Consider the following 13,129-nt stretch of genomic DNA (forward strand, 5'->3'; position numbering starts at 1 on the left):
CACCCGAACCTGCCTGGTCCGGCCTCACGGAACCCATCGCTGGATGAAGCCCACCACGCGCTTCAACCCCAGGTTCTCGAACAACTTCGGGCTAAAATAGGCGCCCGCCGCGCGTTTGGAAACCTCTCCCAGCGTCGGATAGGGCGCGATCATGCCGGCAATGGCGGACAATTTCAGCCGGGCCGAGATCGCCAGCGCCCAGAGCCCGATCAGCTCGCCCGCCTGCGGTCCGACGATGCCGGCGCCGACCGGGCGACCCTTGACCACCATGACCTTGAGCAGGCCAGTGGTCCTGCCCTCGGCCTGGGCGCGGTCGTTGTGTGCGAAGCTTGCGCGCAGGACGGTCAGCGCATCGCCATGCGCGGCGCGGGCCTCGGCCTCGGTCAGACCGACCTGCGCCAGTTCCGGGTCGGTGTAGGTCGCGCGCGGGATCGCCCGGGGATCGGCCCTGGCCGGCAGACCCAGAACCGCCTGCCGGATCACGATTCCGGCATGCCAGCCTGCGACATGGGTGAACTGCGGCCCCCCCGCCGCATCGCCCACGGCATAGACCCGCCGGTTGGTCGAGCGCAGCCGCGCGTCCACCGTCACGCCCCTGGGCGTGTAGGCGATGCCCGCCGCCTCGAGGTTCATGCCGTCCAGCGCCACCCGGCGCCCGACCGCCATGAGAAGATGCGTCCCCCGCAGCTGTTGCCCGTTGCCCAGCGTCACCTCGACGGCGCCCTCCTCGCCGGCCAGCCGCACCACCGGCTGACCCTCGACCAGCGCGATCCCCTCGTGCCGCAGGGCCTGAACGACCACGGCGGCCAGTTCGGGATCCTCGCGGCCCAGCACATGCGCGGCCTCGATCACCGTCACCTCGCAGCCCAGCCGCCGGTGCGCCTGCGCCATCTCGACCCCGATGGGGCCGCCGCCGACGATGACCAGATGCCCGGGCCTCTCGCGCAGGTCGAAGATCGTCTCGTTTGTCAGGTAGGGCACCGTGTCGATCCCCTGCACCTGCGGCACGAAGGGGCGCGAGCCGGTGGCGATGACGAAGCGCCGGGCGCGAATCGTCGCATCCCCGGCCTGCACCTCGCGCGGGCCGGTGAAACGGGCGAAGGCGCGAATGACGGTGCAGCCGAGGCCCTCGAAACGCTCCTGGCTGTCCACCGGGGCGATCGCTGCGATCACCGCGCGGACATGGTCCTTGACCGCGCCGAAGTCCACCGCCGGCGCGACCCCGGCGATGCCGCGGAAGCCCCGGCGCTGTGCCTCGGCCGCCTTGGCCGCGGCGATCAGCGCCTTCGATGGCACGCAGCCCGCGTTCAGGCAGTCGCCGCCCATCTCGCCCGCCTCGACCAGCACGACGCGCGCGCCCATCTGCACCGCGCCCGCCGCGACCGACAACCCGCCCGATCCGGCGCCGATCACGCAGATGTCGGTCTCGATCCGGCCCATTCAGCGCATCCTCCGGACGGCGCGCAACAGCATCGGCAGCGCGGCGAGGGCGGCAAGCCCCAGAAGCGGCAGCAGAACGGGCGGGGTGAAGAGGATGCCAAGGTCAGGCGCCTCGTCCCGGGCAAAGACCTCGCCCAGGCCAGCGCCGACCGAGGTGAAGACCAGCGCCCCCGGGATGATCCCGAGGAAGGTCGAGACGGCAAAGCGCCAGAGACTGGTGCCGACCAGCGCCGGGATCAGGTTCGCGAGGAAGAAGGGCACCAGCGGCACGAGGCGCATCAGGAACAGGACCGACCATTCGTTCTCGCGCAGGCCGGACTGCAACCGCGCTGCCCTGCCGCCAGCCCCTTCAAGCTTGCGCGACAGGGCCTCGCCGAAACCGGAGCGCGCCGCCAGGAAGATCAGGACCGCCCCGGTCCCGGCGCCCAGGACGTTGTAGAGCACGCCGGGGAACAGATCGAACAGGAAACCGCCGGTCAGCGTGGCGATGGTTCCGCCCGGCAGGCTGAGGCCGACTATGGCGACATAGGCCGCAAGGAAGACCAGCACCGACCACAGGTAATGCGCATCCCGATAGGCCAGCAGCTCATCGCGGTGACGCGCAAGCGCCTCGAAACTCAGATCGTCGCGCAGGACCACGGCACCGACCAGCGCCGCACCCAGGATCACCAGGATCGGCAGGCGGCGCAGCCAGGTCGAGGACGAAGGGGCGGGTGTCACGGGGGCTCCTTGCATGGGGCCTGACCATGGCCCAGCTTGGCGCGGCGCGACAGGGGGTTCACGCGGCCTTGATCCCGGTCGGCTCAAACCCGGCAGGGCTGCAACATTTCTTGCGGCCGGTCGTGGAAATGTTGCAGGAAATCCGCCCGGGCCACGTTGACTTGGGCCGCGACCGCCCGTAAATGACGGGCTTCAAGTTACCGGCCCTCGAATCCTAATGGTTTTCGGGTCACGTCTGATGGAGAGCCGCGATGAAGCGCACCTTTCAACCGTCGAACCTGGTTCGCAAGCGCCGCCACGGCTTCCGGGCGCGCATGGCCACCAAGAACGGCCGTCTGGTCCTGGCCGCCCGCCGCGCCAAGGGCCGTCACAAGCTGACCGCCTGATCGACCGCCCGCAAGGGCGTCAGGGTTTGCTCATGACACCGCCGGAGACCCAGGGCCAAGGCATCGCCGCCGCAGCGCCCGCAAGGTCTCCGGCGGTTTCGCTTTGCGTGATGGCCAAGCGCGCCGACTATCTGAAGGCGGCTGCGGCGCGGCGGCAGGGGACCGGCGGGTTCCTGCTCCAGGCGCGCGACCGGGCGGATGGCGACCCGGCGGTGCGGGTGGGGTTCACCGCCTCGAAGAAGATCGGCAATGCGGTGCTGCGCAACCGGGCCAAGCGGCGGCTGCGGGCCCTTGCGCGCGAGGTGCTGGCGCCCGAGGCCCGTCCGGGCTGGGACTATGTCCTGGTCGCCAGGCCCGAAGCCACGGTGACGCGCAGCTATGCCGACCTTTGTTCCGATCTGCGGCAGGCACTGACTGCCGTCCACCGGGGGCGGGCATGACCCCGCTTGCGCACCTTGTCGCGCTGCCAGTGCGGGCCTACCGGCTGGTCCTGTCGCCCTGGGTCGGCCATGGCTGCCGGTTCCAGCCGACCTGTTCGGCCTATGCGCTGGAGGCGCTGGAACGGCACGGGGCCGTGAAGGGCAGCTACCTTGCGGCCCACCGGATCTGCCGCTGTCACCCCTGGGGCGGGCATGGCTACGACCCGGTGCCGGGGGCCGATCCGGACCATGACGCGGGACGCTAGGTCCGGGCGCGAATCTTTTCGAAAAGATTTGCAGAATCCTTCGAAGGATTTTGGCCCCTATTCCATCGTCGCGATCAGGGCGCGCAGCGTCTCGATCCCTTCGCCCTTCTCGGAACTCGTCACCACGATCTCGGGGTAGGCCGCCGGGTGCTTGGCCAGCGCGCCCTTCACCTGCTCGATCACCGCCGCGCGTTCGCTGCGGTTGATCTTGTCCACCTTGGTCAGCACCGCCTGGAAGGTCACCGCGCTGCGGTCCAGAAGCGTCAGGATCTCTTCGTCCACCGCCTTGATCCCGTGCCGCGCGTCGATCAGCACGAAGGCCCGGCGCAGCGTGGGCCGGCCCGACAGATACTGCTTCAGAAGCGCCTGCCACTTGGCGACGATGGCCACGGGCGCCTCGGCGAAGCCATAGCCGGGCAGGTCCACCAGATAGCGCGACTCGCCCAGGGCGAAATAGTTGATCTCCTGCGTCCGCCCCGGCGTGTTCGAGGCGCGCGCCAGCGTCTTGCGGCCGGTCAGGGCGTTGATCAGGCTGGATTTCCCGACGTTCGAGCGCCCGGCGAAGCAGACCTCCAGCCGGTCGGCGGGGGGCAGGCCGGACATGGCGACCACGCCCTTGACGAAGGTGACGGGGCCGGCGAACAAGAGCCGGCCGGCCTCGCGCGCGGACTCCTCGGGTTCGGGGGTCAGGGTGAAGGTCATCGTCATGCGCGCACCTCGTCGCCAACCGTTACCCGGCCGCCTGCGATCACCCGCGCGAAGACCCCGAAATCGGTATGGCCATAGCCCGTTTCCAGCGCGCCCATCGTGTCGGCGTCCTGCACGCCCGTCTCGGGGTTTGCGCCGGTCGCCCGGCAGCGGCCGATTGGTTCCTCGATACGCAGGCGCGCCGCGCCGATCGCGATTTCCTGCCCGATCAGGTCCAGTTCGGCCCAGGGTGCCCAGCCCTCGACCCAGATGTTGCCGCGGAAGCGGTGCGGCGAGAGCGGCAGGCCCATCCTGGCGGACAGGTCGGCCAGCGAGGTGGTGGAATTGATCGAGACCAGCGGCTGGTCCTGATCGGTCAGCGCCTGGCCCGGCACCCGGATGACCCGGGCCGGTTCGGGCCGCGTCGCGGGCCAGAGCGGGCGGAGCCAGTCGATCAGCCGCGCGGCATCGGCGGGGTCGTCGGGGCGGAAGCTTTCGGTCGGGCGGCGGGGGTGGCTGAGGGTCACCTCTGCCCGGTCGGGATCCGAGGTGCAGGCGACCGCCATCAGATCGGCCGAGCCCCAGCCGCGCAGGAACTGGAGCTTCGGGGCCCAGGCGGGCGGTTCGGTCAGCCGGGCGGCGGCATGGGCCACGGCCCAGACCCGGTCGAAGGGAAAGGCCGCGCCCTCGGTCAGAACGGCCTCGGGCACGGTCTCGAAGCCTGCGGACTTGATCGGGTGGCGCACCAGGAGCGCGACGCGCCCTGCCGTTGTCCACCCGGCCGTCCCGGTCACTTCTTGCCCTTCTTCGGCTGCGGCGCCGGCGGGGTTGCTGCCTTTGCCTTCGCCTCGATCCGCGCTGCCCTGGCGGACCGGATGTTGCCGAAGATGTCCGGCCGTTTCCCGTGGCTCCACATGATCAGGTACTGCTGCACGAAGGTGATCGTGTTGTTGGTGATCCAGTAGATCACGAGGCCCGAGGCGAAGCCGCCCAGCATGAACATGAACACCCAGGGCATCCAGGCGAAGATCGAGGCCTGCACCGGATCGGTCGGCGCGGGGTTCAGCTTCTGCTGCAGCCACATGGTGATGCCGAGCAGAAGCGGCAGAACGCCGATGAAGATCAGGTGCAACAGCGACCCGGTCGGTGGCGCATCCCAGGGCAGAAGGCCGAAGAGGTTGAACAGCGAGGACGGATCGGGGGCCGACAGGTCCTTGAGCCAGCCGAAGAAGGGCGCATGGCGCAGTTCGATGGTGACGAAGATCACCTTGTAGAGCGCGAAGAAGATCGGGATCTGGATCAGGATCGGCAGACAGCCCGCCGCCGGGTTGACCTTCTTGTCCTTGTAAAGCTGCATCATCTCGCGTTGCAGCTTCTGCTTGTCCTCGCCCGCGCGCTCCTTCAGCGCTTCCATTTCGGGCTGAAGCTCCTTCATCCGCGCCATCGAGACATAGGACTTGTAGGCCAGGGGCAGCACGAGGAACTTCAGGAAGAAGGTCAGCGCGATGATCGCCCAGCCCATGTTGCCGATCTGCGCGTTCAGCCAGTGCAGGACGGCAAAGATCGGCTTCGTCAGGAAGTAGAACCAGCCCCAGTCGATCGAATCGAGGAAGCCCGCGATGCCGTCATTGCGTTCGTAGGCGCGGATCGTGGCCCATTCCTTCGCCCCGGCAAAGAAGCGCATCGAACTGGTCGCCGTCGCCCCCGCAGCCAGCGAGACGACCGGCTCGCGCACCTCGGCCTGGTAGATCCCGGCATCGGGGACGTATTTCAGCACCGACTTGAACGGACGGCCCTGTTCGGGGATCAGCGTCGTCATCCAGTAGTGGTCGGTGAAGCCGATCCAGCCATCGGTCGTGGCCTCGGTCACCATGGCCGGCAGGCCGCCCTCGCGCGGGTCGGGGTCCAGCTTGGTGATGTCGGAATAGTCGGTCTCGGTGCGGATCCCGTCCTCGCGCTGGATCGCGCCCTCGTGCACCACGAAGATGTTCTGCAGCTTGGGCAGGCCGTGCCGGGCGATGATGCCGTAGGGCTGCAGGGTGACGGCGGAACCCGAGGCGTTCTGCACCGTGTCGGTCACGGTGAACATGAAATTGTCATCCACCGCGATCTCGCGGCGGAAGGTCAGGCCCTTGCCGTTGTCCCAGCGCAAGACGACCGGCGCGGCCGAGGTCAGCGTGGCATTGCCCTCGACCGTCCAGATCGTGGTGGCGTCCGGAACCTCGCCGGCCTGGAGCCCGGTTCCCGGCAGCCAGCCGAAGACCGAATAATAGGCCAGATCCTCGCCCACCGGCGCCAGGAGCCGCACCGTCGGCGAGTTCGGCGACAGGTCCTCGCGGTAGGTCTTGAGCGACAGGTCGTCGATCCGGCCGCCGCGCAGCGACAGCGAGCCCGAGAGCTTGGTCGAGTCGATGGCGACGCGCGGCGCTTCGGGCGCGGGGGTTGTCTCGGTCTGCACGGTGGTGTCCGGGGCGGGCGTGGTCGGGGCCGCGACATCGCCCGTCACGCCGGCGGCGGTTTCGGTCGGTGCGGTCACCGGCGGCTCGGGCGGGGGGAACAGGACGAACCAGACGATCATGACCGCCGCGCTCAGAACCATCGCCAGGATCAGGTTCTTGTTGTTCTGCTCTTCCATCTGCCCGCCACCATGCCGATCTTCGGATCAGCGGTGCTTCAACGACAGGCCCGGGCAAAGGTCAAGCAGTTTCGCCCCGCAGGGCGGGCCGGGGCGATCACTTCTGGGCGTTTTCCGGGCTGGCAGGGCGGGGCGCCTCAGCCCTTGCGCTCCAGCCGGTAGCTGCCCTCGGGCAGGTTCAGCGCCGCGGCCAGATCGCGCAGCTGCGTCATCGACAGGGTGATGCGCAGCACTTCGTCGGTCTGCGGATCGGCCTGTTCGACCGTGACGCAATCCTCGAAGGCATTGATGACCACATCCTCCATCAGGGGCAGATCGCCGCCCTCGTCAACCAGGGTGATCACGGTGGCGTCGAATTCGTGCTCGATGGTGAACATAAGACAAGGCTAACCGGGGCGCGTCGCTTCGGCAACGGCAAAGGCAATGGCGTCATGACACCTCTGTGAGGCGGCCTTTCCCTTCCCCGGCGATTTGCCTACCCTGCGTGGACTTCGCCGAGGTTCCCGATGCGTCTCCTGAAGATCTGTGCGCTGCCGCTTGCCCTTGCCCTGGCGCTGGGCGGATGCGTCATGCCCGCACCGGGACCCGTGCCGTCTCCGGTCGTGGCTCCCGTGACGATCGTCCCGACCCAGCCGCCCCGCGCCGCGGCCGAAACCTTCCTGTCGGTCGTGGCCCGGGTCGAGCCGGTGGCCGAAAGCTACTGCCGCAGCCGTAGGGTCGCGCGGAACTGCGATTTCCGCATCGTGGTCGATGACCGGCCAGGACAGCCGCCGAATGCCTTCCAGACGCTCGACCGCACCGGCCGCCCGGTGATCGGCTTCACGCTCGCCCTGATCGCCGATGCCCGCAACGCCGACGAACTGGCCTTCGTCCTGGGGCACGAGGCTGCGCACCACATCGCCGGGCACATCCCCAAGCGCCAGGACCAGGCCATGTCCGGTGCGATCCTCGCCGGGGTCCTGGCCCAGGCCAGCGGCCTGTCACCCGACGAGATCCGGGCCGCGCAGAACATCGGGGCAGAGGTTGCCGCCCGCAGCTACAGCCGCGAGTTCGAGCTGGAAGCCGATGCCCTGGGCGCCGAGATCGCCCTGGTGGCCGGCTATGACCCGGTGCGCGGCTCGGGCTTCTTCGACCGACTGCCCGATCCGGGCGACAAGTTTCTCGGCAGCCACCCGCCGAATGCGCAGCGCAAGGCCCAGGTGGCCGCGACCGTCCGGCGCCTCCGGGGCTATTGATCTGCGTCAAGGCGACCAGCCCGCCGTCCCGGCAGCATGACCGTATTGCTTCAGGAGGGTCGGACGATGATCGGTTATCCCGAGGCCCCGAGGGCCTGGTGGCTTACCCGCGGGATGGCAAGGATCTCGGGCGTCAACCTGCCGCGCGCGGTCGTGGAGGGCTGGCTGCAACGCTCGGAACTGGAGGATCTCATCGCCCGCTGCGCAGCCTGCCGGCGGGGCGAAGAGTGCGAACACTGGCTCAGCGCCTCGGGCGCGGCGCGCAGGATGCCGGACTTCTGTCCGAACAAGGCGGAGATCGAGGCGTTGGGCTGAGCCTGGCCCTGCAGGCACTGGCTGCCCGGAGCCCTTTCCCGGTGCGGCCCCGGGGCGGCGGACATCCCCTCTGGCCCGCCGCCCTGACTTTCCCTAAGACGCCGGCATGATCGTGATCGAGGACCTCGTATGCGACCGCGGCTCGCGCTATGCCGCCTCGGCCGGCGCGGTGCGCAGCCGGGCCGAGATCGAAGCCTTTCTCGCCACGCTCCGCCTTCGCCGCAAGTTCGACAAGGCCACCCATCACAGCTGGGCCGCGATCCTGTCCGACGGCGGCCCGCTGAAGAACGACGACGGCGAGGCCGGGGCCGGGGCGGTGATCCTGAAGATGCTGGAACGCGAGGGCGTGCCGGATCGCATCGTGGTGGTGACGCGCTGGTATGGCGGCGTGAACCTCGGCGGCGACCGCTTTGCCCATATCGTCACCTGTACCCGCGCGGCGCTGGCGGCGCTGCGCTCGGGCCTCGACGCACCCCGGCCCCGCCGTTAGGCTTTCCCTCAGGGCAGGCGGAGGACGGGATGCGCGAGATGCTACAGGCCGAGGCCAGGCGGCTTGCAAACACGGTGATCTGGTCCTGGGAGGGCTTCCGCGCCGCCTGGGCCACGGAAAAGACCCTGCGGCAATGGACGCTCGCGAATGTCCTGTCCGCCGCTCTGGCCTTTGCGCTGGACCTGAGCCCGGGCGAGCGCGGCCTGATCCTGTCGCTGGGGCTTCTGGTCCTGGCGGCGGAACTGATCAACACCGCGATCGAGGAAGTGGTGGACATGATCGCGCCCGCGCCCGACCCGAGGGCGAAGAAGGCCAAGGATTGCGGCTCGGCTTGCGTGGCGCTGGCGGCCATCGCGGCGGGGGTGGCCTGGGTGGTGGTGCTGGTGGGGTAGCGGCGCCGTCGCTGCCGGCGCAGATGCGCGCGGTAAGGGGCCGGAGCGAGAATCCGCGCATGGAGCAGGTTCCACTCCTCGGCCTGGCCGAGACCCTGGAACCGGATCGGCAATCCCGGAGACCCGGCGCGGCGGCGACACGCCTCGATCCCGAACCGGCAGACGGGGCAGTCCTGATTGTAGAGGATACGGGTTTCCCCGGTTTCGGGCCGGGACTTGGCCCTGCGGGACGCATCTCCAGAGGTTGCGACGGCCGGTCACGCATCAGGGTCGGGCGACCGGCCGGAGGTCAGAGGGACTTGTGCGATCCGTCGCACATCGGGGCCCTGGCCGTCTGCTTGCAGCCGCAGAAGAACACCGTGCGCGAGGTATCGGCCGTCCATTTCACCGGCGACAGGCCGGTATCCTTGTGGCTGCCGTCGCAGAACGGCTGCTTTGCCGATCTGCCGCAGGCACACCAGAAATAGGACTTGCCTTCCTCGACCTCGACCTTGAAGGGGGTCGTGGCGGCGACAATCGGGCTGTTGGACATCCGGCGCTCCTGCAACATCTTCCTGCCCTGCAAGATGGGCCGGGCTTCCGGCCTGTCAACGGGGCTGGAGCCGACGGCCCCACAGGTCGTAGTCGCCGGCCTCGTCCACCTCGACCTCGACGATGTCGCCCGGAGCCAGACCCTCGAAGCCCTCGTCGATGAACAGGTTCCCGTCGATCTCGGGCGCGTCGGCCATGGTGCGGCAGGTGGCGCCCTCGTCGTCCACCTCGTCCACGATCACGGATAGCACTTTTCCAACCTTCGTGGCCAGTTTCGCCGCCGAAATGCCCTGGGCCTTTTCCATGAAGCGATCAAAGCGGTCCTGCTTGACCTCGGGGGGCACATGGTCGGGCAAGTCGTTCGACCGCGCCCCCTTGACGTTCTCGTACTGGAAGCAGCCGACGCGATCCAGCTGCGCCTCGTCCAGCCAGTCCAGCAGCGTCTGGAACTCTTCCTCGGTCTCGCCCGGGTAGCCCACGATGAAGCTGGACCGCAGCGTCAGGTCGGGGCAGATGGCGCGCCAGGCGGCGATCTCGTCCAGCGTCCGCGCCGCCGCCGCCGGGCGGGCCATGCGTTTCAGCGTCTCGGGGTGGGCATGCTGGAAGGGGATGTCGAGGTAGGGCAGCACCAGCCCCTCGGCCATCAGCGGGATCAGTTCGCGCACATGGGGGTAGGGATAGACGTAGTGAAGCCGCACCCAGGCGCCGAGCCTGCCCATCTCGCGCGCGAGGTCCGTGATATGCGCGCGCACCTCGCCGCCCTTCCACGGCGACAGGTCGTGCTTGCGGTCCACTCCGTAGGCCGAAGTGTCCTGGCTGATGACCAGAAGCTCCTTGACCCCCGCCTCGACCAGCCTTTCCGCCTCGCGCAGGACGGCATGGGCCGGGCGGCTGACCAGACGGCCGCGCATGTCGGGGATGATGCAGAAGCGGCACTTGTGATTGCAGCCTTCGGAAATCTTCAGATAGCTGTAATGCCGCGGCGTCAGCTTCACGCCCGAGGCCGGCAGGAGGTCGATGAACGGGTCCGGCGCGGGCGGCACGGCGCCGTGGACGGCATCCAGCACCGCCTCGTACTGGTGCGGGCCGGTCACGGCGAGAACCTTCGGATGCGCCCCGGTGATGTACTCGGGTTCCGCCCCCAGACAACCGGTCACGATCACGCGACCGTTTTCCTGCAGGGCCTCGCCGATCGCCTCCAGGCTTTCCGCCTTGGCGCTGTCGAGGAAACCGCAGGTGTTCACGATCACCGCATCCGCGCCCTTGTAGTCGGGGCTGATCGCATAGCCCTCGGCCCGCAGCCGCGTCAGGATGCGCTCGCTGTCCACCAGCGCCTTGGGGCAGCCGAGGCTGACCATGCCGATGGTCGGCTGGCCCTCGCGGCGGGTGTCGGGGACAAGCGCGCGGGCGAGGTCGGGGCGAAGGAGGGGCGGGTTCTGCGACATGGCCCGCCTATAGCGCGCCCTGAGGCCCGGGGAAAGCCCGGGGTCTGCCGGCATCTCTCGGCCATTTGATGCCAGTCCGGCCCCCCTGACTTGGCAAGCCGGCGCGCAAGGGCCTAAACTTCCGCAAAACAAGAAAATCCGAGGAGGTGGGCATGCGCTGGGTCATCCGTGTCGGGGTCAGTCTCGCCGTCCTGGTGCTGCTGGCGCTCGGTCTGCTGGCCATGGTCCCCTCGGAGCGGATCGCGCAGGCGGTGTCGTCCCAGTTCGAGGCGATGACCGGCCGCAAGTTGCAGATCGCGGGCGAGATCAGCCCCCGGCTCTGGCCGACTCTCGGGGTCACGGCCGGGGCGGTGAGCGTCGCCAACGCCGACTGGGCCGAGGGCGACCAGCCCCTGTTCCGGGCCGAAAGCCTGTCGATCGACGTGAACCTCGGCGCGCTGATGGGGGGCGAGGTGAAGATCCTCGGCCTCAAGGCCGAACGCCCCGAGATCAACCTGGAACGCGCAAAGGACGGACGGGCCAACTGGACATTCTCCGCCACTTCGGATGGCGGCGGCGTCGGGGCCGTGCCGCCCGCAGCGACCGGCTTCAGCCTCGACGACGGTGCGATCAGCGGGGGCATGATCCGCTATGACGACCGGCAGACCGGCCGCTCCATCGCACTGGACGAGGTGGATGCGCGGCTCAGGATCCCCGATTTCTCGGGTCCGTTCACCCTGACCGCCACGGCGCTGTCGGGGGGGCAGCAGGTGGCGCTGGACCTGACGGGCGAGGCGTTTTCGGCCTTTGCCATGGGGCGGGTCGTGCCGCTGAAGGCCAGCCTGTTTGCCGGGGGCAGCAAGCTGGGCTTCGAGGGGCGCGGCGGCTATGCCCCGCCGGCCGCGGAAGGCGCGCTGACGGCGGATCTCGCGGATCTGCCCGCGCTGGGCCGGCTGTTCGGATCGGACCTGTCGCGCCCCGGCCCCGGTCTCGGGCAGGATCGGCTTCAGGCCAGTGGGCAGCTGACGCTGGACGGCAGCGGCGCGGCCTTCCTGCGCGGGGCGACGCTGGTGGCGGACGGGAACGAGCTGAAGGGCGATCTCGACCTTCTGCCCGGCGAGGCGCGGCCGAAGCTGAAGGCGCAGCTGACCGCCGGGCCGATCGTGATCGGCACCGGATCGGGCGGCGACCAGGGCGGCGGCAGCGCCGGGGGCATGCAGGCCGAGGGCTGGCCGGACAGCCCGATCGACGTGAGCGCCCTGGGCGCGATGGATGCCGAGGTGGCGCTGTCCGCGCCTTCGGTCGATCTGGGCGTGCTGAAGGCGGGTCCGACCCGGCTGATGATCACCGTGGACCGCGCCCGCGCCGTGTTCGACATCCGCGAGATGCAGGCCTATGGCGGGCAGGTCTCGGGCGATTTCGTCGTGAACGGCCGCGGCGGCCTGTCGGTCGGCGGTCGGCTGAAGCTCGCGGGGATGCAGACCCAGCCCCTGTTCACCGACCTTGCCGGCTGGGACCGGCTGATCTCGACCGGCGATCTGGAGCTGGAGTTCCTAGGCGTCGGCAATTCGATCGACGCGATCATGAAAAGCCTGAAAGGCAAGGGCGCGCTCGAGCTCGGCCGTGGCGAGCTGCGCGGGCTGGACATTGCGGGCATGCTGCGGACGCTGGATGCGGGCTATGTCGGCGAGGGGCAGAAGACGATCTTCGACGGGCTGGCCGGCACCTTCGCGATGGAGGGTGGGGTGCTCTCGAACAGCGACCTTAAGCTGGTCGCGCCCTATCTGACCGCCTCCGGCTCCGGCCGCATCGGACTGGGCGAGCGGACGCTCGATTACCGGCTGCGGCCGACGGCGCTGGCGGCCGAGGACGGGACGGGCGGGGTCATGGTGCCCCTGCTCGTCACCGGACCTTGGGCCCAGCCGCGCTTCCGGCTGGATCTGGAATCGATCGCGCGCGAGAAGATGGAGGCCGAGGCCAGGGCCGCGGCCGAGCGGCTGGCGGCCGAGGCCAAGGCTGCGGAAGAAGCTGCCAAGGCAGAACTGGAGCGGCGGCTGCGAGAGGAACTCGGCGTCGAGGTCGCCCCGGATGAATCGCTCGAGGACGCGGCCAAGCGTGGGGCGACCAAGGCGCTGGAGGACGAGGCGCGCCGGGCGCTGGAAGAGATCCTCGGCGGCAACTGAACCCCG

Annotated in this window: 16 protein-coding genes; 8 read left to right on the forward strand and 8 right to left on the reverse strand. The window is 69.3% G+C overall.

Annotation, left to right across the window (positions count from 1 at the left end; all coding sequences use genetic code 11):
• Window positions 1-24 precede the first annotated feature (24 nt).
• Both FL625_RS05955 and FL625_RS05960 read right to left on the reverse strand, forming a co-directional pair.
• Window positions 25-1,440, reverse strand: coding sequence for a dihydrolipoyl dehydrogenase family protein (locus tag FL625_RS05955; protein WP_149587735.1), 1,416 nt, complete (start codon window positions 1,438-1,440; stop codon window positions 25-27).
• Complete coding sequence (locus FL625_RS05960; RefSeq protein WP_149587736.1) at window positions 1,441-2,175, reverse strand: TVP38/TMEM64 family protein; 735 nt, start codon at window positions 2,173-2,175, stop codon at window positions 1,441-1,443. It lies immediately after the preceding gene.
• A gap of 236 nt (window positions 2,176-2,411) precedes the next feature.
• Here FL625_RS05960 and rpmH point away from each other — a divergent pair, with 236 nt between their 5' ends.
• From rpmH to yidD, 3 genes are read left to right on the forward strand one after another with little or no spacing between them, the layout of a single operon-like run.
• Window positions 2,412-2,546, forward strand: a complete 135-nt coding sequence (gene rpmH, locus FL625_RS05965) for a 50S ribosomal protein L34 (protein WP_103259146.1) — start codon at window positions 2,412-2,414, stop codon at window positions 2,544-2,546.
• Window positions 2,547-2,578: 32 nt separating this feature from the next.
• Entirely contained in the window at window positions 2,579-2,986 is a 408-nt protein-coding gene (gene rnpA, locus FL625_RS05970; protein WP_149587737.1) for a ribonuclease P protein component, read from the forward strand.
• Entirely contained in the window at window positions 2,983-3,231 is a 249-nt protein-coding gene (gene yidD / locus FL625_RS05975; protein WP_149587738.1) for a membrane protein insertion efficiency factor YidD, read from the forward strand. The genes rnpA and yidD overlap by 4 nt, the downstream gene beginning before the upstream one ends.
• Window positions 3,232-3,288: 57 nt before the next feature.
• Here the strand turns inward: yidD and yihA are convergent, their stop codons facing one another.
• The 4 genes from yihA to FL625_RS05995 form a co-directional block, all read right to left on the reverse strand.
• The gene (gene yihA / locus FL625_RS05980; RefSeq protein WP_149587739.1) at window positions 3,289-3,939 is read right to left on the reverse strand and encodes a ribosome biogenesis GTP-binding protein YihA/YsxC; all 651 of its coding nucleotides are present in this window, start codon (window positions 3,937-3,939) and stop codon (window positions 3,289-3,291) included.
• Entirely contained in the window at window positions 3,936-4,712 is a 777-nt protein-coding gene (locus FL625_RS05985; RefSeq protein ID WP_149587740.1) for an MOSC domain-containing protein, read from the reverse strand. The genes yihA and FL625_RS05985 overlap by 4 nt, the downstream gene beginning before the upstream one ends.
• Window positions 4,709-6,553: a membrane protein insertase YidC gene (yidC, locus tag FL625_RS05990; protein WP_149587741.1), complete on the reverse strand. Its 1,845-nt coding sequence runs from the start codon at window positions 6,551-6,553 to the stop codon at window positions 4,709-4,711. Before yidC ends, FL625_RS05985 begins: the two co-directional genes overlap by 4 nt.
• 137 nt (window positions 6,554-6,690) lie before the next feature.
• Window positions 6,691-6,930 (reverse strand): DUF8831 family protein, encoded by a 240-nt coding sequence (locus FL625_RS05995; RefSeq protein ID WP_149587742.1) that lies wholly within the window; start codon window positions 6,928-6,930, stop codon window positions 6,691-6,693.
• Between the two features lie 129 nt (window positions 6,931-7,059).
• Here FL625_RS05995 and FL625_RS06000 point away from each other — a divergent pair, with 129 nt between their 5' ends.
• The 4 genes from FL625_RS06000 to FL625_RS06015 all read left to right on the forward strand — a co-directional run bounded on the left by FL625_RS06000 (window position 7,060) and on the right by FL625_RS06015 (window position 8,985).
• Window positions 7,060-7,788, forward strand: coding sequence for a M48 family metallopeptidase (locus FL625_RS06000; RefSeq protein WP_149587743.1), 729 nt, complete (start codon window positions 7,060-7,062; stop codon window positions 7,786-7,788).
• Window positions 7,789-7,854: 66 nt separating this feature from the next.
• Complete coding sequence (locus tag FL625_RS06005; protein ID WP_149588031.1) at window positions 7,855-8,103, forward strand: DUF6455 family protein; 249 nt, start codon at window positions 7,855-7,857, stop codon at window positions 8,101-8,103.
• Between the two features lie 106 nt (window positions 8,104-8,209).
• Window positions 8,210-8,593 carry a YigZ family protein gene (locus FL625_RS06010; RefSeq protein ID WP_149587744.1) on the forward strand — a complete coding sequence of 128 codons (384 nt, stop codon included), beginning with the start codon at window positions 8,210-8,212 and terminating at the stop codon, window positions 8,591-8,593.
• 29 nt (window positions 8,594-8,622) lie between these two features.
• Entirely contained in the window at window positions 8,623-8,985 is a 363-nt protein-coding gene (locus FL625_RS06015) for a diacylglycerol kinase (RefSeq protein ID WP_149587745.1), read from the forward strand.
• A gap of 289 nt (window positions 8,986-9,274) precedes the next feature.
• On the opposite strand, the gene FL625_RS06020 is transcribed toward FL625_RS06015, so the two are convergent.
• On the reverse strand, window positions 9,275-9,517 hold the full coding sequence (locus FL625_RS06020) for a CDGSH iron-sulfur domain-containing protein (protein WP_149587746.1): 243 nt from the start codon (window positions 9,515-9,517) through the stop codon (window positions 9,275-9,277).
• Between the two features lie 55 nt (window positions 9,518-9,572).
• On the reverse strand, window positions 9,573-10,961 hold the full coding sequence (gene rimO / locus FL625_RS06025; protein ID WP_200833894.1) for a 30S ribosomal protein S12 methylthiotransferase RimO: 1,389 nt from the start codon (window positions 10,959-10,961) through the stop codon (window positions 9,573-9,575).
• A gap of 152 nt (window positions 10,962-11,113) precedes the next feature.
• Here rimO and FL625_RS06030 point away from each other — a divergent pair, with 152 nt between their 5' ends.
• Entirely contained in the window at window positions 11,114-13,123 is a 2,010-nt protein-coding gene (locus FL625_RS06030; protein WP_149587748.1) for an AsmA family protein, read from the forward strand.
• Window positions 13,124-13,129 lie beyond the last annotated feature (6 nt).

The organism is Tabrizicola flagellatus (assembly GCF_008271465.1).
GTDB classification, from domain to species: Bacteria; Pseudomonadota; Alphaproteobacteria; order Rhodobacterales; family Rhodobacteraceae; genus Tabrizicola; species Tabrizicola flagellata.